Below are 24,292 nucleotides of genomic sequence, written 5' to 3'. Positions count from 1 at the left end.
GCTTTCGGTTCCCGATGATGCTGACGAAACCGGCACGTGAATGGCGGGTCAGCGCGGACACGAGCTGTTGGTGACTACGGACGCAGCGTGCATTTGCGAAATGCATCGTGTCTATGGAAAAGACTCATGCTCCCCACGATCAGTATTGTGGTTCATATGTGCTAAAACGCTCCACGCCATGGCGGGCCTTGTCGGGGTGTGTATTCACGGGAAATGCATCGTGAATGCATAACTGCACAGACATTCGGAAACACGAATCTAAGCCCAGTCAGGAGGGTGTCAAAGATGATTCGTTGTATGCGCATATGGACCGGCGATGACGGTCAATCCCATTTCGAGCCGGGCCTGATCCACCTCGCCGGCAGCGAGCGCGGCGACGCCGTGAGCGGCATCACCGATGCCGTCAGTATCTCTTTCCGCGAGACGCGGAAAGGAGGTTCGTTTGAATGGCACGACGCACCGGCACGTCAATTCGTCCTGGTTCTAAGCGGCACCCTTGAGTTCGAGATCCGGACCGGCGGACGTTTCACGCTCGGCACCGGGGACGTTCTACTTGCCGAGGACATGACGGGCGGGGGGCATCGGTGGCATCTGATAGGCGACGCACCTTGGCGAAGAGCCTATGTGATTCTTGCGAAAGGAGCTCACGTTCCGTTCGTGCGAGACGGTCGCATTTCCTGATATAGCGGAGATACAACGATGGACCGAACCATCCCCGATACTGCAGATGTCGTCCTGATTGGTTCTGGCATCATGAGCGCAACACTTGGGACGTTGCTAAAGGAACTGAACCCGTCTGCGACTATCGTCATGCTTGAGACGCTAAACGATTGCGCCCAGGAAAGCTCGGAGGCGTGGAATAACGCCGGCACGGGACATGCCGCGAACTGTGAGCTTAACTACACACCGCAACGCACCGACGGAACGGTCGACATTTCGAAAGCTCTTCAGGTCAATACGGAGTTCGATCTCTCGCGTCAATTGTGGTCCTACCTGGTAGGAAAGAATGCCATCGCAGATCCGCGAGCTTTTATTCACTCTTGCCCTCACATGAGTTTCGTTCGGGGGAAAGAAGACGTTGCGTTTCTCAAGCGGCGCTGGATGCAGATGGCTGCCCATCACTGCTTCGGTGGCATGGAATATAGCGAGAGTTCCGAGCAGATCGGGGCCTGGGTGCCGATCGTTATGGAAGGGAGGGCTGGGGACGAGCCGGTCGCAGCGACACGTATCGCCTGTGGGACGGACGTCGACTATGGCGCCTTGACGCATCTGTTGATTGATCACCTTGCCGCTCAACCCGGCTTCTCCGGCCATTACCTCCAGAAGGTCACCGGCATTACGCGCGAATTCGACCGGAGGTGGCGCATCGAGATTGAGGACCAAAGCAGTGGAGACTTGCAAAGCCTGACCTCCAGTTTCGTGTTTATCGGGGCGGGGGGCGGCGCACTCGAACTTTTGCAAATGTCCGACATCCCGGAAGGTCGTGGTTACGGCGGCTTTCCGGTTAGCGGGATCTGGCTGCGCTGTGATGTTGACCAAATCAGTGAGAGGCATCACGCAAAAGTCTATGGAAAGGCTGCTCATGGGTCGCCCCCGATGTCGGTGCCACACCTCGACACCCGGATCATAGGTGGCAAGAGATCGCTTCTGTTCGGGCCATACGCTGGCTTCAGTACAAAGTTCTTGAAGCACGGTTCGTTGACCGATCTATTTGGGTCGCTAGGACCGGACAATATTCTCCCGGCGTTGGCCGTCGCGAGAGATGATTGGCGACTCGGCGAATACCTTGTCGGCCAGGTACTGCAAACGGCATCGCATCAGTTCATGACGTTGCAGCAGTTCTTTCCTCGTGCGAAGCGCCACGACTGGGTTCCGGCCGTCGCTGGCCAGCGCGTGCAAATCATCAAGCCTGACTCGCAAAGGACAGGCGTCCTCGAGTTCGGTACTGAGCTCGTGGCGGCTGACGATAATTCGTGCGTTGCTTTGCTAGGCGCATCACCTGGAGCGTCTACTGCGGCATTCATCGCCGTTTCTATATTGCAAAAGTGCTTCAGCGACCAGATGGCGGACCGGTCCTGGCTGGCGAAAATGAGATCGATTTTTCCTAGCTATGGCGTCGATCTCGCGAAGGACGCGGAGGTTTGCCGCCAGATTCGGGCGGATACGGCGGCCGCGCTAAAGATCGAGAATGTTTGAAGGGGTTGGTTCGTTCACACATGATTCGATGGCGAATGCGTTGCCGCAGGCGATCGGTATTCAATGCGCCGAGCCCAGCCTGCGGGTCGTCACCTTTTCGGGTGATGGCGGCCTCTCAATGCTGATGGCCGATCTGATCACGCTCAAACAAATGAACCTGCCGGTGAAGGTTGTCGTTTTCAATATGGGGCCTGGTTTCGTTGCACTGGAAGTGACGGCAGTGGGGTTCCTCGAGATCGGAGTTGATCTCGAAAATCCGGATTTTGCAGCAATCGCGAGGGCCAATGTGATCCACGCACTATGGGTTGATGATCCGGCCGATCTTGTGTCCGCGTCAAACGAGATCCTTGGGCATGCGGGCCCCGCATTTCTGGACGTCGTGACAACAAAGCACGAGTTATCGATGTCTCCGACGATTAGCCGCGCGGAAGTGTGGGGACTTCAGCCTCTGGATTCTTCGCGTGCCGATGAGCGGGCTGGCGATTCTGTGATCGACCTGGCTAAAACCAATTTTCTTGGGCGGTAGACGTGAGTCGCCATGAGTCGTCAGGCGCGAGCATTGGAATCAATCCGCCGGATCATATCCGGGCGGAAGTCGGCGGTTATTTGGATACATTCCGAATTGCCGAAATCGGTAGATAACCTTGATGATTTCTGGAGATAGTCGATGACCGAAATGCGCGAAGAGACTGATAGCCTCGGGACCGTTGCGGTACCGGCTGACAAGTTGTGGGGACCGCAGACTCAGCGCTCCTTGGAACACTTCAGTATTGGCAAGGATTTGATCCCGCGCGAAATGATAACTGCGTACGCGGTTTTGAAGCGGTCTGCCGCACTTGCGAATCATAAGGGCGGGCGTTTGAGTGACGAAAGACTCGACCTGATCTCGCGGGCGTGCGACGAACTAATCGAGGGAAAGCACGCCGACATGTTTCCGTTGCACGTCTGGATGACGGGTAGCGGTACGCAGTTCAACATGAACGTCAATGAGGTGATTGCGAATCGGTGCTGCCAGCTTGCCGGCACCCCCTTGGGCAGCAAGTCTCCCGTGCATCCCAATGATCATGTCAACATGTCGCAGTCGTCGAACGACAGTTTTCCCTCTGCAATGTGCATCGCGATTGCCATCGGTGCAACGCGCCGCCTCGGTCCAGCCGTTTCGGCGCTCCACGATGCGATCGAAGCCAAATCGGCTGAGTGGGATGCGATCGTAAAGATCGGTCGCACGCATATGCAGGATGCTACGCCGCTCACTCTCGGGCAGGAGTGGTCTGGATATGCAGGCATGCTGGCAGACAACCTGGAGCGCATCGACGATGCACTGAAAGGAATCTTTCGACTAGCGCTTGGCGGTACGGCAGTGGGAACGGGCATTAACGCGGCACCGGGTTTCGGTGAAGCCGCCGCAAGCGAGATCGCGATCCATACCAAACTCCCTTTCGAGAGCGCACCCAATAAGTTCACAGTCCAGGGCGCACACGATGCGATGGTGCAGTTCTCGGGCTCGTTGCGCACCTTGGCTGTATCGCTCTACAAGATAGGCAATGATATTAGGTTACTTTCCTGTGGGCCTCGCGCGGGCTTCGCCGAGTTGATTATCCCCGAGAACGAGCCAGGTTCTTCCATCATGCCTGGAAAGGTCAATCCAACGCAGGCAGAGGCGTTGACCATGATTGCCGTCCAGGCGATGGCGAACGACGTTGCGGTGGGATTCGGCGGTGCCGGCGGATACTTGGAGATGAACGTTTACAAGCCGCTGATCATCTCCAACATCATTCAGTCGATGACCCTGATTAGTGACGGATGTGTGAACTTCCGCAGATTCCTCGTTGAAGGCACGCGTCCGAATCTCAAGCGTATAGCAGAGTTTGTCGATCGCTCGCTCATGCTTGTGACCGCGCTGGCGCCCGTAATAGGCTATGACAAGGCATCGGCTATCGCTCATCATGCCATGGATAAGAACCTTACTCTGAAGGGCGCTGCTCTTGAGCTCGGATTCGTGTCGGAGGCCGACTTCGATCGCATCGTCGATCCAGTCAAGATGGTCAAGCCATACGTAGCCAAGGATCATTGATGCTGTGAAATTCGCCTTCGAATGGGCACGTATCGATCGCGCTTTGATATTCCGAGGCAAACGCTGCAGGTGTTTCAAGGGGCACCGTATCAACATGGAGTGTCATAAGGCGCGGCCTATCTAAGGAGGAGTTGCGCCATGCTCAGTCTGCCCACGGGACGCACATAGGCGGCAGCGACTGCAAGGTATGTTCCGTCCACCGCTGCGCGGCAATCAGAGGACCAGAGGGACGCCAGAGCGTCCGGTGAATCCCGTCATGTCGTATGTTACGGAAGGAAACGACGCAGCGTGTTCCCTATAGGGGAGTCGTGGGGGAGATGACGGTTCTGGCCGACTTCAGAACGGGTACCGCCACGGACGTGTACCCGCGAGGTCGTTTCGCGAAGCGGATGGCGCCCAGACGTCTCAATCCCATATCAGGCGGGAATCGAACTGTGAAACCGCCAGCATCGTGAAAGCCACCATCAATGCGAACGCGAGTAGGCCGGCGGCCGCAGAGATGGAAAGAACGGGACGAAATTGCGCTACGCCGACCGTCAACGTGATGACGAAGACATCAAGCATGGACCATCGTCCGATTGCCTTAATGCATCGAAAAAGGACTGAAAGCTCCTTTCGCTGTCGTTCGGTTCCTCTCCCAGCGAGAAATGTAAGCGTGGCAAGAACAATCAACTTGAGTATCGGAATAAGGACGCTCGCGAAGAATACTAACGAGGCAAGTCCTTTGCTACCACTGCTCCAAAAGAACTGTATGCCAGAGAAAATCGTGTCTGCCTCGATTCCCAACGGCGTGGTTGTGTAGGTCACGGGCAGAAGATATGCCGGCGGGTAGAAAATAATCGCCGTTATCAGCAGGGCACGTGATCTTGAAATCGAAGAGGGCGATAGCGAATGAAGCACCGCCCCACAGCGCGCACATTTGCGTGCATCTGTCGGGCTGGCCTCCCAGCGGACCAAACCGCATGCCGTACATGACACAGCTCCCAGTGATCTTGCGCTTCTGTATTCCACCTCTGGGCTCGCCATATGTATGAGGTTTCGCCAATCCTGACGCGCCTTCTTTAGGCGCAGTAATAGCCTGTATGGGTTTGAACCTTGGTCCCCGATACCTCGATAAGGTTGAACGTTCTCAATATCCGCGTCTTTCCTAATTGCACGGAAACGCGGCGCAATCGCGGTCCGGATTCAACTGCCGTCATACCTGGCTATGCCCAACGGCGCAGCGGTCTCGGGACAGACATTCCAGCCACTGATGACCCCGAAGACGGTCCGAACACGTGAACACATGGGACCGTTAATAGCGCTATTGGCCTGAAAACTTCTCCGTGCATAAATGAAACAAGACCAACGCTGTCCTCTGTACGATAGCTTCTCGCCTCATCTTAAACGGAATGGCCTTTTATCCGAACGACCATGAGATGCGACTCGCGCAACGTTCGACGTGGGATCCGTCTCGCCGCTCTAGGGAAAAGTGTGTTTGCCTCACGTCTCCGAGCAATGGAATGGGCATAAGCAGCGCTCTAAGGATGCCCCCTGCGCCTTCACAAATTTGTCAAATTGCGTAGAACATTGGCAGTCTGATTTCGCAAGCCATACCTCAACATACTTTTACGGAGGCTGTCATGAGAAAAGGTTATTGGGTAACTGTGTATCGCGCGACGAAGAACACGTCTGCATTGGCTGCATACGCAGAGTTGGCGGGGCCGGCGATTGCTGCGGCCGGCGGTCGTTTTATTGTGAGGGGCATGCCACATGAAGTACGGGAACAGGGATTGAACGAGCGCACCGTGGTGATCGAATTTCCAAGTGTCGAGCAGGCTGTCGCCGCATATGAAAGCGACGCTTACAAAAAGGCGCGTGCAGCTCTGGGCGACGCAGTTGAACGCGATTTGCGGATAGTCCAAGGCGCCGAGTAGCAGGGCCTTGGAAGTGGCGACCCGACGCCAACGTCGGGCGAAAAGTCGTTCGGTCGTGAAGCAGGTGCGGACGCAATAGAAGTCTGGTTAAAACTCGCCACATTGCCTTCCTCCTGCCAGCTCTTAATGCTCGTCAGTGAGGAAGACGTAACCTCAGGTGGTTGCGGAAATGCCCACAAACACATGATGACGCGTTGATCATTGGGAGTGGAAAAGCGGATCATCGCGAGCAGTTCGGGGCACAACGATGGATTGATCCTCCGAGGGCCCGAAAGGTTCGCCCGGCGACGCCTTCCGTGCACGCTCTTGATACAGGAAGTTCACACTGGCTGCGGCGAGATCCAGTTTTCCGGTGTCGCCAGAACTGGGCCGTCACGCCTACGCTGTATACGTACGTATATAGCGATATTATTTTTAAATGGATAAATATTTTCCAATTTAAAATTAAATACAGCGTTTAAGGGAAATCGTGCGATTGTGAAATGGCTGTCGCTGGATAGATGCCATATTGGATCGTGGTTCTCCCGAGCCATCTTTCAATGACACAGGAGTTGACATGGCAAAAGTCTTATGCGTACTTTATCCCGATCCAGTCACTGGCTACCCGCCGAAATACGCCCGTGACGGAATCCCGGTCATCAGCAAATATCCCAACGGGCAGACCGCTCCGACGCCGCAGGGACAGCTTGGTTTTAATCCCGGGGAACTGGTTGGGTGCGTCTCCGGCGAGCTAGGGCTACGCTCCTACCTTGAACGTCAGGGCCACGAACTCATTGTCACCAGCGACAAGGACGGAGCGGATTCGGTGTTCGACAGACACCTCGGCGATGCGGAAGTAGTGATTTCGCAACCGTTCTGGCCTGCTTACCTTACAGCTGAGCGCATCGGAAAAGCCAAAAAGCTAAAACTTGCCTTGACCGCAGGTATAGGCTCTGACCACGTCGACCTGAAAGCTGCAGCGGATCATGGCATCACTGTGGCTGAAGAGACGTTCTCCAACAGCATCAGCGTGGCGGAGCACGTCGTAATGATGGTCCTGTCGCTCGTTCGGAATTACCTGCCCTCTCACCAATATGCGGTGAACGGCGGATGGAACATTGCTGATTGTGTCAGCCGAAGCTACGATTTGGAAGGCATGCATTTCGGCACAATCGCGGCCGGCCGCATCGGCCTCGCGGTCCTTCGTCGTCTCAAGCCCTTCGACGTCCATCTTCATTATTATGATCCACATCGTTTGTCATCTGAGGTCGAGGCGGAGCTTAACCTGACGTATCACGCCACTCCCCAGTCTTTGGTGCAAGTTTGTGATGTCATCAATTTGCAAACACCGCTTTATCCTTCGACCGAGCATATGTTTGACGACAAGATGTTCGAGCTCGCCAAGAAAGGGGCCTACCTGATCAACACCGCACGCGGTAAGCTTTGCGATCGCGACGCAGTAGTTCGAGCGTTGACCTCGGGGAAGCTCGCGGGATACGCCGGCGATGTATGGTTTCCACAGCCTGCGCCCATCGACCATCCATGGCGGACAATGCCTCACGAAGGTATGACTCCGCATATTTCAGGGAGTTCGTTGTCGGCACAAACGCGTTACGCGGCAGGTACGCTTGAGATTCTGGAGTGCTACTTCGAAGGGCGGCCGATTCGTCCTGAATACCTGATCGTCGATGGCGGCAAGCTCGCTGGTGCGGGTGCGAAGGCGTATAAGTTAAACTGACGATGAACGTTCGGGGCACACGGCGCAGCAACGTCGTCGTGTGCTTGTCCGTTTTATCCGCAGCCGGGCTTACTCGGCTCTGACCAATCGCACAGCGTTCTTCCAGTGCTTCTAAATCGCGTACCCGTCACAGCTTTCGCCTGTAATCCGGGTTTGACGTTGCCCGTTGACCTTCAGATGTTCGTTGAGGCGAGATGAATGCTTACTGCTAGCTTATCTCGGAAGGCAGCTTCCTTTCAAGGTGATACTCCGCTGTCTACATTCTGTTGGCTGACATCGATAACGTCGTCGCCCGCATCCACGGTGAGCGGGGCAACCGCGCAGGCGAGCGCAAATTGCACTCGCCATCTTTGTACACCGCGCGCAACTGATTGCTGAGGTTTTCCCGCCATTTCGTAGTACTACTGGAATATTGCGTGGCGATATTTGTCAAGGCAAAAACAGAAATGGGTGTCATAATCCGGCCGCCTCTCCGAGCGAGGAGCGTCCGGACACTTCAGGGTATGGTTTCGTCGGGATCACGGGCTGAAGATTGCACATGACATTAACTTGTACCCGTGTCTATTGGGAAACTCGAATGCTTGGGTGTATAACGCTGCGAGCGGCGCTTGTGCAAGACGAACCGTTTCTTGTGCAGCTTCGCAAACTGACGATGGCCCGATACCTGTGCCGATGGGGCTATCCGAGCGACGACAGAGCACACTACCGGCGCATTCGGTTTCGGTTCGAAGACGCAAAAATTATCTTTCTCGACGCAGAGAGGATTGGAGTTTTAAAAGCGACGTGTGAAGGACCGCATTGGTTTATCCACCAGTTGCAGATCCTCCCGCGCTTTCAGAGAAAGGGTATCGGCACTGCAGTCCTAACCTCTTTGTTGCTTGAGGCCCGTGAGGAAGCTGGCAGGGTGTCTCTGGACGTGCTTCGCGACAATCCTGCACGGCGTTTATATCAGCGTCTTGGCCTTTATGTCGAGTCGTCTACTGATCTCGAACTGCGCATGACGGTCTCATTTGCAATCTCAAAACAGATCAGTTTCGAGCAGCGCGCTGCGGATGTCTAGACGGCATCTTGGCGCTCCAGAGATATTCTGAGTTGTGCCTGTTCGCGCGCTGCGTACGCACGGTCAGTATGTTCTTCAAGTGCAGCGGAATGCGTCAGGATCTACGTACCAATCCAGTGTCCGTCGGCGGCGATGGAACGAAGCGGCACCGCTGCCTTGCGATTTGCCAGGTTCTGACCGACGAAGACGGTGCCCTCGACCCTTGCGGCTTCTCATAGCCGCAAGGATCTGATTCGTTATACGCAGTTGGGATCCCCTATCGAAGTTCCGGCTCGTCAAGGCTGGTTATACGTCATTCTGATGGCGGTTCATCGGCCACCCAGCAAGCTGGGCCTTACGTGCCAAGGACTCGATGATGCTGTTCGCCCAGCCCCGTGATGCTCATGCTGATTTCGTCACCATGAGCGAGATACACCGGCGGCTTCATACCAAGGCCCACCCCTGCTGGGGTCCCGGTGATGATTAGATCACCCGGTCGAAGGGTCATAAACTGACTGACGTAACTCACGATTACATTGACCGGGAAAATCATATGGGCGGTCTGTCCATGTTGTCGACGCTGCCCGTTCACATCAAGCATCAGCTCAAGGGACTGCGAGGAATTAATCTCATCTGCCGTAACGAGCCACGGGCCGAGCGGTGTGAACGTGTCAAAGCTTTTGCCTTTGCCCCATTGACCACCGCGCTTCATCTGCCAATCACGTTCCGACACGTCGTTGACCATCGTGTAACCAGCGATACTCGACCATGCCTCGACCTCACTAACGCGTGACGTGACAGACCCGATAATGATCCCGAGCTCGATTTCCCAGTCCGTCGAAACAGCGCCAGGTGGCAAGGAGATGTTGTCATTCGGCCCCGAGATGGAGGAGGTGGATTTACTGAACACGACCGGTTCCGTCGGGATGGGCAGGTTTGCTTCTTCGGCATGGTCGCGATAGTTCAGACCGATGGCAATGATTTCCCGAACAGACGCGATCGGCGAGCCGATGCGATAAGTACCGGAGACCTTCGGCAGCTTGAAAGGATCGAGTGCCGAAAGGAAGCGAAGGCCCTCGGGTGAGAGGACATCATTGTCGATGTCCTTCACGATTGGGCTCAACGCACGAATTTCACCGGTCGGATCAACAAGGGCGGGGCGTTCGGAGCCGATGGGGCCATAACGGAGCAGTTTCATGCAAATCCTTAAATTGAAGAAAGGTATATCTTTTTCGCAGCGGATACTTTCGTAGCGTTATCCGTATCCAAGGGATTAATCAGAACAAGTTCAATGTGAGCCTCGACGACAAACCACGCCATAACTCAGTTATTGTCCGTTGCCGCGAGACTCAGGCGGGAGACGTTGGGAGCGGGGCTATTCCTGCGGGAACTGCGTATTGCTGACGTCACGGAGCAGCACGAGGTCGACCTCATTCCTGTGCGTGAAGCGTTGTCTCGCCGTTCCAGTTCCGGTCGCGTCCTAGCCGAAGACCCGCAGGGCCTCCGCGTGGTTCCGGCTTCACTCGAGGAGCTTGCCGACTCCGCCTCGCAGCGCCGATATCTGGCGAGAGCACTACCCGAATCGCTGCGAAACGGCGATGTCGACTGAGAGTCGCATCCTGTGTCGCGCACTACACGCTGAGCCGCCTTGCACCGAGTTATACGGATGGCGTGGCCGGATTTCCAGAAGACTGGGACACAGTGTGCACTCCGAATTTCGTGGGGTGTTGCTCGGGGCAGGCAAGTCATCCTGACTCATGCAGTTCGTCCGGATCCTGTTGAAAAAATGAACCGATATCGCCATGTGTCTACCCACACAGATTCCGACGGGCACGGAGATGTCGCGGTCGAGCACGAGGCATTGCCAACGGCCGCGCTGAGGCGCGACGTTGCAGCGGTCTGCGAGTTACTTTGCACCCATTCGGCAGAACATAACAAGACGCGCAATTCGCACTCAAAGCACGTTGATCGTTGAGCATCGTCGGCGTGACCACTGACGACGTCTGTCTAATCGTCGGTCGGAACGTCAAACCGCGCTTCGCACGCAAGGCAAATGGCCGAGAGCACGTCGCCCTTGAAATAGATTGCGGAGAGCGGCTGGTCCTTACCTCTCAAATAACATGCGGGGCAGGGGAATGCTTCCGCAACGGTCAAACCGCTCCATCTGTCGATGAAGCGTCGGAAATCTAATGGCGTCGCATCGACGGTTTTGAGGAAGTCGAGCAACGAAGTGAAGAGTTGGGGACTTTGCGTCGATTCTCTCATTGCGTCCTGTTCCCTGGTTCATGTGCCTGCATCAGGGCAGCTGGGTGCCTGAAGCGTGCGCAGCGCGTTGCCCGTCTGCACACGTTGGCCATTCGATTTATGCGCGCGCACCCAACTTTTCACCGAGCGGTGAGCGATTAGGCAGTCCGACGACAGCCTCAATTTCGATTTTCATTCCCGGCAATGCTAGAGCGCTGATCTGGACAAGGGTACTTGCCGGCTTTGCGCTACCAAAATACTCTTGGCGCACTGGATTGATCTTCGCCCGGTCGTTGATGTCTGTCAGAAACACAGTCACTTTCAGAATGTCGGCGAATGTTGCGCCGGCTTGGGTGAGGATTTTCTTCAGATTTTCATGGACCTGACGCGCCTGAGCCGCGACGTCGTCGCCGCCTATCAGGTTTCCAGCTTCGTCATGCGGCGTGAAACCGGACACGAACAGGATGTTGCCAAAGCGAACTGCGTCCGTGTAATGGCTGATGGCTGCCGGCACATCAGTCGATGCAATTTCTTCGCGCAGCGGGTTGGAACTTGTTGCCATGTTTGAATCCCTAATGTCTAGTGGTAACAGCATCGAACGGAGAGTTGCTGTCACTCGTCCTTGTTCGACGTGAGTTTGCTCGCCAGCGACGCGAGGTATCCTGCAGGAGAAAAACGCGCGCCACGATTCAGACCGTTTTCGAACCATTCCATGTTCGAAACGAATCGCAGGAAGTCCGAGCGAAGCGATTCCATTTGCTCAGGCCATTTACCGACGACAAAACCGTACACGTACGACCAGCGCTGGACATGATTAGTGATCGGGCGCTGGGATTTTTCCCATTCACGCAGGGCCGTCGGAATGTCGTCAGCATTCGTGACATGCTCGGCGAGCGCCATAGCGTTCGTGAATGCCATATTTGCCGCCTGGCCGAGATTTGGCGGCATCGCGTGCGCGGCATCGCCGACGAGTGCGACTTTGCCATCAGACCATTGGCGGCAGCGTACGTTGACAATTCGATCCCAGCGGCCGGCAACGTCGCCAAAGCGAGAAATAATTCCGGCAGCAGCTGGGAACTTCTCAAGCCACAGTTCCTGATCAATCGGCAAACGCTTGCCGCGCTCCGACTCGATCGGAACGCTAAGGAAAACGTATGTCTGGCCGTCAGTACACGGGTTGTACAGCAGTCGCCACGGGCCATTCCAGTATTCGTGAATGATGTCTTCCGGATCGTCCGGCGACGAATCAATCATCATTCGCACACCGATTTCAATGCCGTAGTCAATGAAGCGCGTGGCCTGCAGACCTTCGCGAAGACGCGAGTGCGCGCCATCGGCGGCAATTACCAGGTCGGCTTTGCGTTCTTCGCCGCTCTCCAGGACAAGGACGCCTTCCTTGCGAACGCTGGCGACCGGGGAAGAGGTGAAGATGTTCACGCCCAAGGCCTGCGCGCGCTCGATCAGTGCCTCGTAGAGGTCAGCACGCGGCGGCAGAAGGAGCTTGTCATCCCCGGTCATCGGACGGGACGCGAGCGTATCGCCTCGTCCATTCGAAACCCGCCACTCATTGATATACCGCGCTCGGCGCACAGCAGCATCGTGCGCGCCAATGAGCTTCAGCGACTTAAGTCCATTTTCCCAGAGCCAGATACCTGCCCCGAACATTCTGAGCTCAGGACTGCGCTCATGGAGATTGACAGTCCAGCCTAACTGCGCCAATCGACATGCCAAGGCCAGCCCCGAGAGACCTGCGCCAGCAATTTCAGCAACTCGCATAATGCTACCCATCGTGAAGTTAAGTTAAGTTAATCGTCGGGATAACCGCGCTCAGTACGGTAAGCGTAGTGGTCTACCTTCTCATGAACCGACAACCGGCGTCCGTACCTTAGGGACGACTGCCGCTCACCAGTATCGATCTTCAAAAAAGCAACGCAACCGATTCGGTATGCACTGCATGAGTTGTACTAACAAGCCTACCTTGGAAAAGGGAACCGTATTCGCGTCGGGAAACGGACTATCTAAGCCTTTGCCGGTGTAACGGTTCACATGTTCTACAGCAAGCCTGGCTCCCCTCCTCACCGCTTATCCTGGCCTGAACTCATCCGGGACCTGCCTATTTTTCGACCAGAGATCGAATCGCCTTGCCCTTGATCTTGGATATGGCATTGCTCGCGGCCTCCGTAACCGACTCCCTGGAAGGGGCTACGCTATCCGCGCCGGCGGCAAAACTCGTCACCAGGTGACGTTTGATGTTTTCGGCATGCTCCCGACTTAGACGTCCTGCAGCCTGAGTATCCCTAGCCCGGAATGCGTCAAGAATCTTCCGGTGATCAAGGTTGCTCTGAAGGATGTGCTCGACCAGGTCCATTTCGAGTCGCATATAGGGTTCGACCGCATCCCGGAGGTTCGACACCATTTCATGCAATCGCCGGCGCCGCGCGCTCGCAAAAAGTCGCTCGTGAAACTTATGCGCTAGCTCCTGCCACGTCGACAAATCGTCCGGACCATCAAGGTGAAGCGCCTCCATGTCTTCCAGAATCTTCCTCACGTCCTGCACGTCTGCCTCAGTCCGCTCCCGGGTCGCCAAGACCGCTGCATGCTCTTCGAGCAGCGTATTGAGGTCGCAAATCTCGACAATCTCTTCTGGCGTAAGCGAAGGAACGGCGAAACCACGCCGTGGTCGCAGCACGATTAGCCCTTCGGCATGCAACCGGTTCATTGCTTCGCGCACGGGAACACGGCTGATACCGAACTCTTTGGCCAGATGTTCCTGTCGCAACTCGCTGCCCGGAGGTAGCCGTGCGCTGAGGATAGAGGCTCGAATGCGTCGGTATGCCAACTCTGGCAGTGACTGCGCTTCTCCGGGCGTGCCATCAGCGCCCCCATCGGTCTTCTTGTCGTTGGTGCTCATGCAAAGCCAGTGCGTTGATTAAGGCCCGTCGCCGCAAGTCGCGTCGCCAGCACATCATCCGACGACGCCGACAACACGCAAACAGCCGGTCGTGAAAACTGTATTCTATTTACAAAATCACCGCAAGTTTTTTGTGACTGCGACAAATGAAGGGGTCCTAAGGTCAGGCTCCAATGATGGTCGAAATGCCGGCGCTATCGCTCATAAAATCAATAAAATCAATTGTGTGTGGAGGTATTTGCGTTCGGGGAAGGCTCCGCCCAATCCATTGGTGTGCAGAATTTAGCCAGGCATGGATGTTGGGGAAAACCATGACTATCTGCATTTTTGTATTCTATTTACAAAATTTATTTTGGCGGCCTATCATTGCCGGTGAACGTGATACGAGACGAAGCTGGCCGAAAGAACGGCGCGCGGACTCGTCGCTTGATGCAGCATTCTTTAACGAGTGGGTTTGTCATGACTAGATTTATTGTCTCGAGGTTCCTGGCGATCTGGCCGGTCCTGATAATTGTGTTGCTTGCCAGCTTTATGCTTACCCGCCTCATACCCGGGGATCCGGTTACTGCCTTGCTTGGGCAGTTCCCGGTGCCGGACGCCTACCGGCAGGAAGTCGCGCATACGTTTGGAGTCGATCAGCCGACACCGGTTCAGTTGTGGTTGTACGTTACGAATCTCCTGAAAGGCAATTTGGGCTTCTCCTTCGCCAACCGGGAGCCAGTACTCTCCCTCGTGCTTGGCCGGGCCATGAATTCTCTTTTGTTGATGGTGCCTGTGCTCGTCATCTCGTCAATTTTAGGCGTGGCCCTCGGGGTGCTGGCGGCATCAACGAAGGCGAGGGCATTCGATGTCGCGGTGACCACGGTAACTCTAGCCGGCTACTCGATTCCGATCTTCTGGCTGGGCCAGATGCTCATCCTGCTATTCGCCGTTCGCCTTCACTGGCTGCCAGTTCAGGGAATGCTAGCTATCCGGGGCCTTGAACCCGGGTGGCCAACCGTGTGGAACTTCATTCAGCATTGGTTGATGCCGGGATTCACGGCAACGCTGTTCTACCTGGCGGTTGTCGCTCGGGTTGCCCGGTCTAGTCTACGGGAGGCATTGGGCCAGGACTTTATAACCACCGCTCGTTCGAAGGGGCTGAGTGAGCGTGAGGTGCTGTGGAAACACGCGTTGCCGAATTCACTGATTCCGGTCGTAACGGTTATTGGTTACAACTTCGGATACGCGATAACCGGCACCATTATTGTTGAGGCCGTGTTCGGGTGGCCGGGGCTGGGCGGGCTTTTCGTTTCTTCGATTGCCTCTCGTGACTATCCGGTGTTGCAGGCAATCTTTCTCTTGACCTCTGTAGCTGTCGTTCTGGCGAACCTTATTACGGACTTTCTTTACGGCGTAGTTGATCCCCGGGTGCGATATGAGTGACTCTTCCAACGCACGGGCTTGGGCCCGTCTAAAACGAGATGGCTCGGCGTGGCTTAGCGGCGGTGTGGTGATTGTTATGGCGCTCGCCGCTCTGGCCGGAATGCTGGGTCTTGCTCATTTACACGGTCTTCAGCTGTCGGACAATATTTTGACGGGACCTACCTCGGACGACTGGCTGGGGACGGACGAACTAGGGCGGGGTGTCTTCTCGCTACTCGTCGCTGGAGCACAGACCTCCATGCTCGTAGGGCTCCTGGCGGCGGCTTCAGCGACTGTAATTGGTATCGCTATCGGCGCCACGGCTGGCTTCGTCGGTGGGAAGGTCGACACGGCCATCATGCGTCTTGCCGAAATCTTCCAGGTAATGCCGACCTTCGTTCTTGCCGCCGTTATCGTGGCGATGGCAGGTCCGGGTACGGCGCGCGTCATCGCAGTTATCGCGATTCTGTCGTGGCCTCAAACCGCACGACTTATGCGGGGCGAGGTGCTGCGGGTTAAATCGCTTGAATACGTGGATGCCGCCCGGTGCCTTGGAATCCGCGAAGGCTTCATTCTCTCGAGAGAGGTTGTACCTAACGCCATCACCCCGGTCATCGCGATGGGCACCTTGATCATTGGCCAAGCGATTCTGCTGGAGGCCGCACTGGGATTTTTCGGACTGACAGCGCCTGATACATTTAGCTGGGGCCAAGTGCTCAACTCAGGGCAGCATTTTTTCTTTCAGGCATGGTGGCTAAGCGTGTTTCCTGGCGCAGCGATCTTCATTACTGTGCTGGCGTTTAATGTGTTCGGCGACGCTGTTAATTCGGCGTTTAATCCAAGAGCTGAAGGGTATACGAAATGAGCGGTTCCTCATTACTGAAAGTCTGCGGACTGAGAGTGGCCTTTACCTCGCATGGTCGTCGGTTTGTGGCGGTCCAGGATGTCTCCTTTACAGTCGGGAACGGCGAGTCAATTGGCATCGTGGGTGAGTCTGGCTCTGGGAAATCGACGGTGGCGCGGTCAATACTTGGACTGCTTCAGGGCGGCGTACGCCCAATCGAAAAGGCAGAAATCTCAGTAGAGGGTCAGCCGATTGCGGTCCGAAATTTGCCTCGTCTGCGAGGTAATACCTGCGCGATGGTTTTTCAAGATCCTCTCAGCTATCTGAATCCGCTGATGACAATCGGCAAACAGATAGGAGAAGCCGTAAAGCGCCATGATCCTTCTGTGAAGGTTCGGGCGCGAATTGACGACTTGCTGGAGCTCGTCCAGTTACCTACTACTGTGAGTGCCTCTTACCCCCACGAGCTCTCCGGCGGTATGCGCCAGCGTGTACTCATTGCGATCGCACTCGGGTGTCGCCCGAAACTTCTTATTGCGGATGAACCTACGACTGCGCTCGATGTAACGACTCAGAAAGAGATACTTCTCCTCCTGAAGGGACTTCAACAGAAGCTGGGCATGGCAATGATATTGATCAGTCACGATCTCGCGGTGGTCTCGGAGATGTGCGAGCGCGTTTATGTGATGCATCGTGGCCGAGTTATTGAGTCAGGACTCGCGCAGGAAATATTCGGGGCGCCAGCACATCCTTACACGCAGGGACTCGTTGCGGCCAGTCAGGCCGTACAGGACGAAAACGGAAGGTTTGTTTCGATGGACGGCGTCACTGTCGACGACGGTGAGCTGATCGCGTGCCCCTACGTCGTGTCGGAGGGACATGAGGCGAACGGCAACATTGCATCCTACCAGGCGCCACAGGTTGATGGCGAGTCGATACATTACTCGCGCGTCTGGCGCATGGAGGCCGCATGAGTAACCTAGATCTAACGGACAAGGCACCAATTCTATCCATCCGAAACGCATCGAAGGTTTTTCGTCGGCGCAATGGCGAATTGTTCCATGCCGTAAAAGACGCGACCGTATCTGTCTACCCGGGCGAAACGGTTGCACTCGTGGGTGAGAGCGGCTCAGGAAAGTCGACGCTGGCGCGTATCGCTCTCTCTTTGCTGCGACCGGACAGCGGCGAGGTATTCCTTGAGGGGCGGTCACTCACCCGGATGTCGAATGACGAGTTGCGTAAGTGGCGGATCGCAATGCAGCCGGTTTTTCAGGATTCAAGCGCAGCGTTTAACCCTCGTCGCACCGTCATACAGTCACTGGCACAAGCGTGCAGCATGATCGGCGTGCCGGCCTCCGAGCACCGCGACATGGTAATCCAGCTTCTCGAGACGGTGCGCCTGTCCCCCGGCGAGCAATACCTGAACCGCTTTCCGCACGAACTTAGCGGCGGACAGCGGCAACGGTTGTCAATTGCGCGGGCCTTGGCTACGAATCCCAAGGTGATTATCGCGGACGAGCCGCTCTCGGGTGCTGACGTCTCGATTAGGGGGCAGATTCTGAATGTCCTCGTCGACATGCAGCAGCAACGCGGTATGTCGTACCTATTCGTGACTCATGATATTTCTATCGCTCGCGCGTTCGCTCACCGCGTGGTGGTGATGTACAAGGGTGAGGTCGTGGAGCAAGGCGATGCGAAGCAGGTTATCGATTCACCACAGCACCCCTACACGAAGCGCCTCGTAGACGCGACCATCACGCTCGACGCGAAGGGCCAGCCGGCGCGGCCGCACGGTAGCGCAGTCGTTGAAGGTTCTGGCGTCGGGGGTATGGGTTTCGCTTTCGAGTAAGTAATTCTACTTTGGCAGAGTGGCCTGTTCGGCTAATCAATTCTGTATATTGAATGCAGTATCAGGTCTCGACGCCTGCAGACTGGAGCAAATGATGGATCAATGTGTCGCTGAACTGAACGTGATGCCGCTGGAGATTGAGGCCCCTTCCGGGGTGAGCGCAGATCCAGCAGGGTGGAGCGGCGAGTCGCTTTCCGGATCCACTGACTGGCAGTATCGACTGGACAGCCGGGATCTGGCAGAACTTGCGGGGGCGCTGGAATTCGTGAAGGACAGCGGCATGTCCACGATTAACCTTCGCAGCAGAAGTGACTTCCCGCTTGACAGGCTGGCGCGCACTTTGGATTCGGTTAGCGGCGATGTCCACAATGGCCGTGGATTCGTCCTTATCAAAGGGATGCCGGTCGATCAATACAGCCGGGAAGACATTGCGATCATGTACTGGGGCATTGGCATCTATCTGGGCTACCCTGTATCGCAAAACGCCAAGGGCCATATGCTTGGTCATGTTACGGATCTCGGTCACGGTTCTCTGCGAATTGAGCGATTTGGGGAAAATGAGCAAGTCTTCAATCACACGGACATTCGTGGCTATAACACGCGCGAACGGTTTCACTTCCATACAGACGGCTCTGACGTTGTAGGTTTGCTCTGCCTGCACCCGGCAATGCAGGGCGGCCAAAGCATCATCGCGAGCTCCGTTGCGCTGCACAACGAGATCCTGCGGCGCCGGCCGGATTTGCTGAGCGTTTTGTATCAGCCCTTCTGGGTTAGTCGCCAGAATGAGGTGCCGACCGGAGCCACGCCGTACTTTCAGATGCCCGTGTTTCACGAGTACCAAGGCCGCTTCCTCGCCTATTACACTCGCGCGTACATCGAAAGCTGCAAGGTTTTTTCGGAATTGCCGGCACTCACCGCAGAACAGTACGAGGCATTTGCGCTGATTGATGACGTTCTTGCCGACCCTCGGATGCAGCTAAGCATGAATCTCGAAAAGGGCGATATCCAGTTCCTCAATAACCATGTGGTGCTGCACACGCGTACCGCATACGAAGACTTCGTCGAGCCAGAACGAAAGAGGCACCTGTTACGTCTGTGGCTCGCGTCGCCAGAGGCGCGTCCTCTGCCTCACTGGTACTACGACGAAGCCGGCGCCGGTCGTCGCGCAGGAATCTATGTACCCGGCATGACAGAAGTCGCCTCACTCGAGCCGTGAACCAGCCTTGTTGAATCACACGGGGTGCCACCAAAGTGGCGTCAATATCATCAAATGACTCTTTGCTCGCAAAAAGGTCTAACTCAATGAAGCCTTTCTCCAGTCTTTGCTCAAAGCTTGTTCAGAGCTTAATAGTCGGGGCGTCCATTCTTTTCGCCTCGCATAGCTTCGCGCAGTCAGCACCTGTTCGCGGAGGCTCGGTCGTTCTTGCGCTCGGCGCGGATCCGGCTGGTTTGAATCCGGCGGTATCAACGTCGGGCCAAGACCTGATGGTCGGTTGCATTCTCTATCAAGGTTTGACTACCACTACGGACAAGGGTGATATCAGGCCAATGCTTGCGAAGTCATGGTCGATTTCTCCGGACGGCCGCACCTACACTTTCGAGCTTAACTCGGCTAAATGGCAGGATGGAAAGCCGTTTACGTCCGAGGACGTGAAATACTCGCTACTTGAAGTGAACTCCAAGTACAGCCCCGTCTTTGCTGCTGCAGGCAGAGCTATCGACAGTATCGACACGCCGACACCAAGCCGCGTCGTTATGCATCTCAAGCAACCGTTTGGGCCGTTGCTGATCTCGCTCTCATGTTCGAATGGAGGAGCAATCCTCCCCGAACACGTCTTTAAGGGCACTAATGTCAGCTCTAATCCGGCTACGAGCTCGCAGCCTATAGGACTTGGACCGTTCATGTTCAAGGAGTGGGTGCGCGGCGACCACATTACGCTGGCGAAGAATCCAGACTACTATGAAGCTGGGAAACCATACCTCGATCAGGTCATTTTCCGGATCATTCCGCAGGCTGCGAGCCGCACGCAAGCCTTACTAGCAGGCGACATTGACTATACGTCGTACTACTACGTGTCTACGAATGATTATCCCGTTTTGAAGGCTGCACCTAATCTGCGCCTCGTGCCAGCGGGGTTGCCTCCAAGCATCAACATGCTGGTGTTTAATGTAACCCGCAAGCCGTTGGACGACAAGCGGGTACGACAGGCACTCACGATGGCCACGAACCGCGATTTCCTGCAGCAGACTGCGTTCCGCAATAACGGGACGGTCGGTACGATGCCGTTTCCGAGCAAGATCGCATGGGCCGCGAATCCGGATATTGACTACCGCAAGATGTATCCGTTTAACGTCGCCAAGGCAAATGCGCTGCTTGATCAGGCTGGCTTGAAGCGGGGTCCGGATGGAACGCGCTTCAAGATCAACATCCTCTATCAGTCGGACGATCAGGAGCTGCCTGTTGCCGCAGTTTCGCTCAAGAATATGTGGAAGGACGTAGGCGTGGATCTCACGATTATTCCGGTTGACTTTGCGACGTCCATCCCGCGAATGTTCAAGCAGCGGGACTTCGATACCATGATGATTTCGTACACGAGTTTCGGCGACCCGGCGCTAGGGCTGGCGCGTATTTTCGTCACCTCCGCACAAGGGAAGACCTACGGGAATTCCTCTGGATATTCGAACAAGACTGTCGATGATCTGTTCGCGCAGGCTGAGCAAGCCACGAGTGAGGCGGACCGGGGCGCCCTGTACAAGAAGGTGCAAATGATCCTTGCGGACGACCTTCCGATGTTGACGCTCAATGAGCGTGGGATGTATGACGCAATGTCGAAGTCGATCAAGGGTACAGACGGAGAGAACTATCTGATTTCCTGGCGCAACGCGTACCTGACCAAGAACTAGTTTTTGCCTATTGGGTTACGTGCCGAGACGTGGCGTTACATGTGGAGCGTCGCGTGTATCAACGCCACTCTCGGCGACAACTGTAGCCTACAGAATTGGAGGATGAAGAAAGAGATGTGTGCACAACCTGCTGCAATATTGCCAACAGAGAAGGGTGCAAGCGACACGCGCCTGGGTACCGTGCGGGAGTTGGGCGACTGGCGGGGACCCGACCTTGCTGGGACAACCGACTGGCAATACCGTTTGACCCGTCGTGATGTTGAAGAACTAGTTGCTGCTACGACGGAGGCAAAGCGTCGCGGGCAGACGATGATCAATCTTCGAAGCAAACTTGATTTTCCTCTTGCCGAACTGGGGGCGACGCTGACCCGAATTGGGCGGGAGGTGCATCACGGGCGGGGGTTCGTCCTCGTGAAAGGTTTGCCCGTTGATCAACACAGTCGTGACGACATAGCGATGATGTACTGGGGCATGGGCTTGTACATTGGGTACCCCGTATCTCAAAATGCGAAAGGGCATATGCTGGGGCATGTCGTTGCCTTGGGGGACGACTCGCAGGAGTCGACCCAGGCTTCAGCTGGAAAAGAATCGGTCTTTATGCATACGGAGAAGCGTGGCTACAACACACGCCAGCGCTTCCATTTTCATACTGACAGTTGTGATGTCGTGGCTCTATGTTGCCTGCATCACGCCATGTCCGGGGGCGAGAGCATCATCGTCAGCTCGGTTGCGATACATAACGAAATCGCCAGACGTCGACCGGATTTGCTGGAAGTCCTATACCAGCCGTTCTGGGTGAGCCGTCAGCGAGAAGTGCCGGTCGGCGCCAGACCTTACTATCAGATGCCAGTTTTCCATCAGTACCGTGGAGCATTCATGGCGCGCTACACGCGGGCATATATTGAAAGCTGCAAGATTTTCCCTGAGCTGCCTGCTTTGACCGAACCGCAAGTGGAGGCGTTTGACCTTCTGGATAGCCTGGCGACCGATCCCTTCTTCTATCTGAGCATGCAACTGGAAAAGGGCGATATTCAATTTCTGAATAACCACGTGTCGCTTCATACGAGAACGGCCTACGAGGATTTCGCTGAGCCGATCCGCAGGCGACATCTCCTGCGTCTTTGGCTGGTTTCACCGGAGGCCAGGGCACTGCCGCATTGGTATTACGACGCTGCAGGTGGCGGCCGCCGCGCCGGCCTTTACGTTGGTGGTGTGACCGAGGTCGCGTCGCTCGAACCCTGAATCAGCGGATAACGGACGACTGTAAGAAACCTGTCGCACGTCCGCTGGCGCGCCGGGCGGTGTCGCTGTACCCCTCTCCATGCTCACGAAAACTTGTGGCGTCCACGCGACGCCATCAGACTTTTTACTGTTCCGAAGTCTCGCAACTTTTTGGTTTTGTAGACTGTATTCGATCAACGCGCATGCAATCTCGTTGCGCAGGGTCCATTCCGAGTTTTCGAAGCATTTGTCGCACCTTGTGGGGCATAATCTGTAATTTTAGCGCTCCGCGTGGCGTCGGATGTGTCGCACTAGGGAAAACATCCCCTTTTATCTGATTGACACGCAGATTTGTCTTCGTAGAATGTATTCAATCTGCAATCTACAAAACCTCCCTTGTTGGGGTGGCGTCCGGTTGCCCGTCATACCGGTAGCAAGAGATAAAGAACTGCTTAAGCTTACAAAATTACCTTAGGACTATTAATTAATGGTTTGGTGGGTTGGCCAGTGAAAACCGAAGTGCGAGTGACCTTGGAGGCTATCGACAAATCTGACCTGCTCCGGACTCGGCGCGTGTTCCAAGCGGGCAGACGCAATCAGGAGCCGGACATCATCAGACGCGTTGCGTGAGCGTGCCAACACGAACAGTCGTATTGGATGGGTTGGAAGTTCATAAGGCCGGGCGGATTTGCAGTTGTGTTTGGAGATCAGATCGCTTTTGGGCGGTTACTTTATAAGGACTATTTTATGAAAAAGCAACTCACGCTTGCCACGGCGTTGGTAGCCTTGGGGGCACTTCCGGCAGTAGCTGATGCGCAAAGCAGCGTCACTCTATACGGGGTGATTGATACCGGCTTCCAGTATCAGAATGGGATGCCACAGGGACACCTCGTCAGCATGGAGTCTGGCAACCTTTTGCCGTCGCGTTGGGGCCTGAAAGGCGCCGAAGACATCGGCGGAGGAACGCAGGTGATATTCCGCCTCGAGTCTGGGTTTAACTCGACAACAGGCGCGCTGTCGTGTGGCATTTTTTGTCGGCAGGCGATCGTTGGCGTGACGAACCCTGCGTACGGTACGGTCAAGGTCGGGCGTATCGGTGTGTATGAAATCCAGGAAGACAGCTACGATCTTGATCCCCAGTTAATGAACCTTTACGGTCTGTCAACTCTGGTGCGTGGTCGTAACTGGACACTCGCCTCCAACACCGTCGAATATACGTCACCCAAGCTACTGGGCTTCACATTCAAGGGCGAATATGATCTGACGAACAATACCGGGTGGAATTCTGGCAACCCAGGCAGCGGGCCGGGTCAGCTTTACGGGGCACAGGGGCGCTCGGATGGCGTCTCTGTGGCATATGAGGCCGGTCCCGTAAACCTGCTCGCCATTTACGACGAAATTCGTGATAGCAACGGTACATTCGATAATGTGTATCAAAACTCTCGATCGATCACGGGCGGTGGCACAGTTAACGTCGGTCCAGTCAAGCTGTATGCGGGCTATCAGCATCTGAGCGCACCCCAGGCTTCCGTCGACGGTTACTTTGTGAATACCGGTGCGCCGGCGACGACGCTGCCTTCTGGTGCTACGTTGCCAACGGCGGTAGACCATGAATGGTTCGGCGCCCGCTGGGATGTGACACCTGCGGCTGCGTTGCTCGCGGGCTGGTATCACACTAACGCAAACCATGGCAACGGGAACGCGAACCTGTGGACGTTGGGTGGTACGTATTCGTTGAGTAGACGCACTTTCTTCTACTCCGAGTTCGGCGCTGTGACAAACAGCAAAACGTCGAACATTGGTTTGGGGGACGGCTATAGCGATCCGTACGGCGCGAACTCGAACAACGATCCCGCCAGCGGTGCCGCTAATTTCCGTACCAATCCGAACTTCGGCGGCTCGCAAGTTGGTGTCTTTGCTGGCATGGTTACCCACTTCTGATAAACGGATATCGCCTGGTGTCTGCAGTTTAT

The 24,292-nt window shown here is 55.6% G+C and carries 20 protein-coding genes; 15 read left to right on the top strand and 5 right to left on the bottom strand.

Annotated features, from left to right (window positions below; all coding sequences use genetic code 11):
• The first annotated feature begins 297 nt into the window (after positions 1-297).
• From ACSQ36_RS25970 to ACSQ36_RS25955, 4 genes are all read left to right on the top strand, one after another.
• Entirely contained in the window at positions 298-681 is a 384-nt protein-coding gene (locus ACSQ36_RS25970; RefSeq protein WP_436184174.1) for a cupin domain-containing protein, read from the top strand.
• An 18-nt stretch (positions 682-699) separates the two neighbouring features.
• Positions 700-2,196 (top strand): malate dehydrogenase (quinone), encoded by a 1,497-nt coding sequence (gene mqo, locus ACSQ36_RS25965; protein WP_436184173.1) that lies wholly within the window; start codon positions 700-702, stop codon positions 2,194-2,196.
• On the top strand, positions 2,189-2,722 hold the full coding sequence (locus ACSQ36_RS25960) for a thiamine pyrophosphate-dependent enzyme (protein WP_436184172.1): 534 nt from the start codon (positions 2,189-2,191) through the stop codon (positions 2,720-2,722). The genes mqo and ACSQ36_RS25960 overlap by 8 nt, the downstream gene beginning before the upstream one ends.
• Before the next feature lie 141 nt (positions 2,723-2,863).
• Positions 2,864-4,270: a class II fumarate hydratase gene (locus tag ACSQ36_RS25955; protein WP_436184171.1), complete on the top strand. Its 1,407-nt coding sequence runs from the start codon at positions 2,864-2,866 to the stop codon at positions 4,268-4,270.
• A 405-nt stretch (positions 4,271-4,675) separates the two neighbouring features.
• Here ACSQ36_RS25955 and ACSQ36_RS25950 read toward each other — a convergent pair whose 3' ends face one another.
• Positions 4,676-5,296: a paraquat-inducible protein A gene (locus tag ACSQ36_RS25950; protein WP_436184170.1), complete on the bottom strand. Its 621-nt coding sequence runs from the start codon at positions 5,294-5,296 to the stop codon at positions 4,676-4,678.
• Positions 5,297-5,892: 596 nt separating this feature from the next.
• On the opposite strand from ACSQ36_RS25950, the gene ACSQ36_RS25945 reads away from it, so the two are divergent.
• The 3 genes from ACSQ36_RS25945 to ACSQ36_RS25935 all read left to right on the top strand — a co-directional run bounded on the left by ACSQ36_RS25945 (position 5,893) and on the right by ACSQ36_RS25935 (position 8,963).
• The gene (locus ACSQ36_RS25945) at positions 5,893-6,186 is read left to right on the top strand and encodes a DUF1330 domain-containing protein (protein WP_436184169.1); all 294 of its coding nucleotides are present in this window, start codon (positions 5,893-5,895) and stop codon (positions 6,184-6,186) included.
• A gap of 556 nt (positions 6,187-6,742) precedes the next feature.
• On the top strand, positions 6,743-7,903 hold the full coding sequence (locus ACSQ36_RS25940) for an NAD-dependent formate dehydrogenase (protein WP_436184168.1): 1,161 nt from the start codon (positions 6,743-6,745) through the stop codon (positions 7,901-7,903).
• 610 nt (positions 7,904-8,513) lie between these two features.
• A complete protein-coding gene (locus tag ACSQ36_RS25935) occupies positions 8,514-8,963 on the top strand; it encodes a GNAT family N-acetyltransferase (RefSeq protein WP_436184167.1) in 450 nt (149 codons plus the stop codon).
• Between the two features lie 334 nt (positions 8,964-9,297).
• Here ACSQ36_RS25935 and ACSQ36_RS25930 read toward each other — a convergent pair whose 3' ends face one another.
• From ACSQ36_RS25930 to ACSQ36_RS25915, 4 genes are all read right to left on the bottom strand, one after another.
• Positions 9,298-10,140 carry a fumarylacetoacetate hydrolase family protein gene (locus ACSQ36_RS25930; RefSeq protein ID WP_436184166.1) on the bottom strand — a complete coding sequence of 281 codons (843 nt, stop codon included), beginning with the start codon at positions 10,138-10,140 and terminating at the stop codon, positions 9,298-9,300.
• 1,164 nt (positions 10,141-11,304) lie between these two features.
• The gene (locus tag ACSQ36_RS25925) at positions 11,305-11,802 is read right to left on the bottom strand and encodes a RidA family protein (protein ID WP_436184165.1); all 498 of its coding nucleotides are present in this window, start codon (positions 11,800-11,802) and stop codon (positions 11,305-11,307) included.
• Positions 11,799-12,962 (bottom strand): FAD-dependent oxidoreductase, encoded by a 1,164-nt coding sequence (locus ACSQ36_RS25920; RefSeq protein ID WP_436184164.1) that lies wholly within the window; start codon positions 12,960-12,962, stop codon positions 11,799-11,801. The genes ACSQ36_RS25925 and ACSQ36_RS25920 overlap by 4 nt, the downstream gene beginning before the upstream one ends.
• A gap of 337 nt (positions 12,963-13,299) precedes the next feature.
• Complete coding sequence (locus tag ACSQ36_RS25915; protein ID WP_436184163.1) at positions 13,300-14,097, bottom strand: GntR family transcriptional regulator; 798 nt, start codon at positions 14,095-14,097, stop codon at positions 13,300-13,302.
• Positions 14,098-14,556: 459 nt separating this feature from the next.
• On the opposite strand from ACSQ36_RS25915, the gene ACSQ36_RS25910 reads away from it, so the two are divergent.
• From ACSQ36_RS25910 to ACSQ36_RS25875, 8 genes are all read left to right on the top strand, one after another.
• Positions 14,557-15,522 carry an ABC transporter permease gene (locus ACSQ36_RS25910; RefSeq protein WP_436184162.1) on the top strand — a complete coding sequence of 322 codons (966 nt, stop codon included), beginning with the start codon at positions 14,557-14,559 and terminating at the stop codon, positions 15,520-15,522.
• Positions 15,523-15,598: 76 nt separating this feature from the next.
• Positions 15,599-16,366: an ABC transporter permease gene (locus ACSQ36_RS25905; RefSeq protein ID WP_436184161.1), complete on the top strand. Its 768-nt coding sequence runs from the start codon at positions 15,599-15,601 to the stop codon at positions 16,364-16,366.
• Positions 16,363-17,319 (top strand): ABC transporter ATP-binding protein, encoded by a 957-nt coding sequence (locus tag ACSQ36_RS25900; RefSeq protein ID WP_436184160.1) that lies wholly within the window; start codon positions 16,363-16,365, stop codon positions 17,317-17,319. Before ACSQ36_RS25905 ends, ACSQ36_RS25900 begins: the two co-directional genes overlap by 4 nt.
• The gene (locus ACSQ36_RS25895) at positions 17,316-18,194 is read left to right on the top strand and encodes an ABC transporter ATP-binding protein (protein ID WP_436184159.1); all 879 of its coding nucleotides are present in this window, start codon (positions 17,316-17,318) and stop codon (positions 18,192-18,194) included. The genes ACSQ36_RS25900 and ACSQ36_RS25895 overlap by 4 nt, the downstream gene beginning before the upstream one ends.
• A 91-nt stretch (positions 18,195-18,285) precedes the next feature.
• A complete protein-coding gene (locus ACSQ36_RS25890) occupies positions 18,286-19,410 on the top strand; it encodes a TauD/TfdA family dioxygenase (RefSeq protein WP_436184158.1) in 1,125 nt (374 codons plus the stop codon).
• Positions 19,411-19,496: 86 nt separating this feature from the next.
• Positions 19,497-21,098, top strand: a complete 1,602-nt coding sequence (locus ACSQ36_RS25885; RefSeq protein WP_436184157.1) for an ABC transporter substrate-binding protein — start codon at positions 19,497-19,499, stop codon at positions 21,096-21,098.
• A 102-nt stretch (positions 21,099-21,200) separates the two neighbouring features.
• Positions 21,201-22,340 (top strand): TauD/TfdA family dioxygenase, encoded by a 1,140-nt coding sequence (locus tag ACSQ36_RS25880; RefSeq protein ID WP_436184156.1) that lies wholly within the window; start codon positions 21,201-21,203, stop codon positions 22,338-22,340.
• 726 nt (positions 22,341-23,066) lie between these two features.
• The gene (locus ACSQ36_RS25875; RefSeq protein ID WP_436184155.1) at positions 23,067-24,260 is read left to right on the top strand and encodes a porin; all 1,194 of its coding nucleotides are present in this window, start codon (positions 23,067-23,069) and stop codon (positions 24,258-24,260) included.
• The last annotated feature ends 32 nt before the right edge of the window (positions 24,261-24,292 follow it).

This window comes from Caballeronia sp. LjRoot34 (genome assembly GCF_964253815.1).
Taxonomy (GTDB): domain Bacteria; phylum Pseudomonadota; class Gammaproteobacteria; order Burkholderiales; family Burkholderiaceae; genus Caballeronia.
The sequence above is the reverse complement of the archived record's forward strand: the minus strand, read 5'-3'. Positions and strand labels throughout refer to the sequence as shown.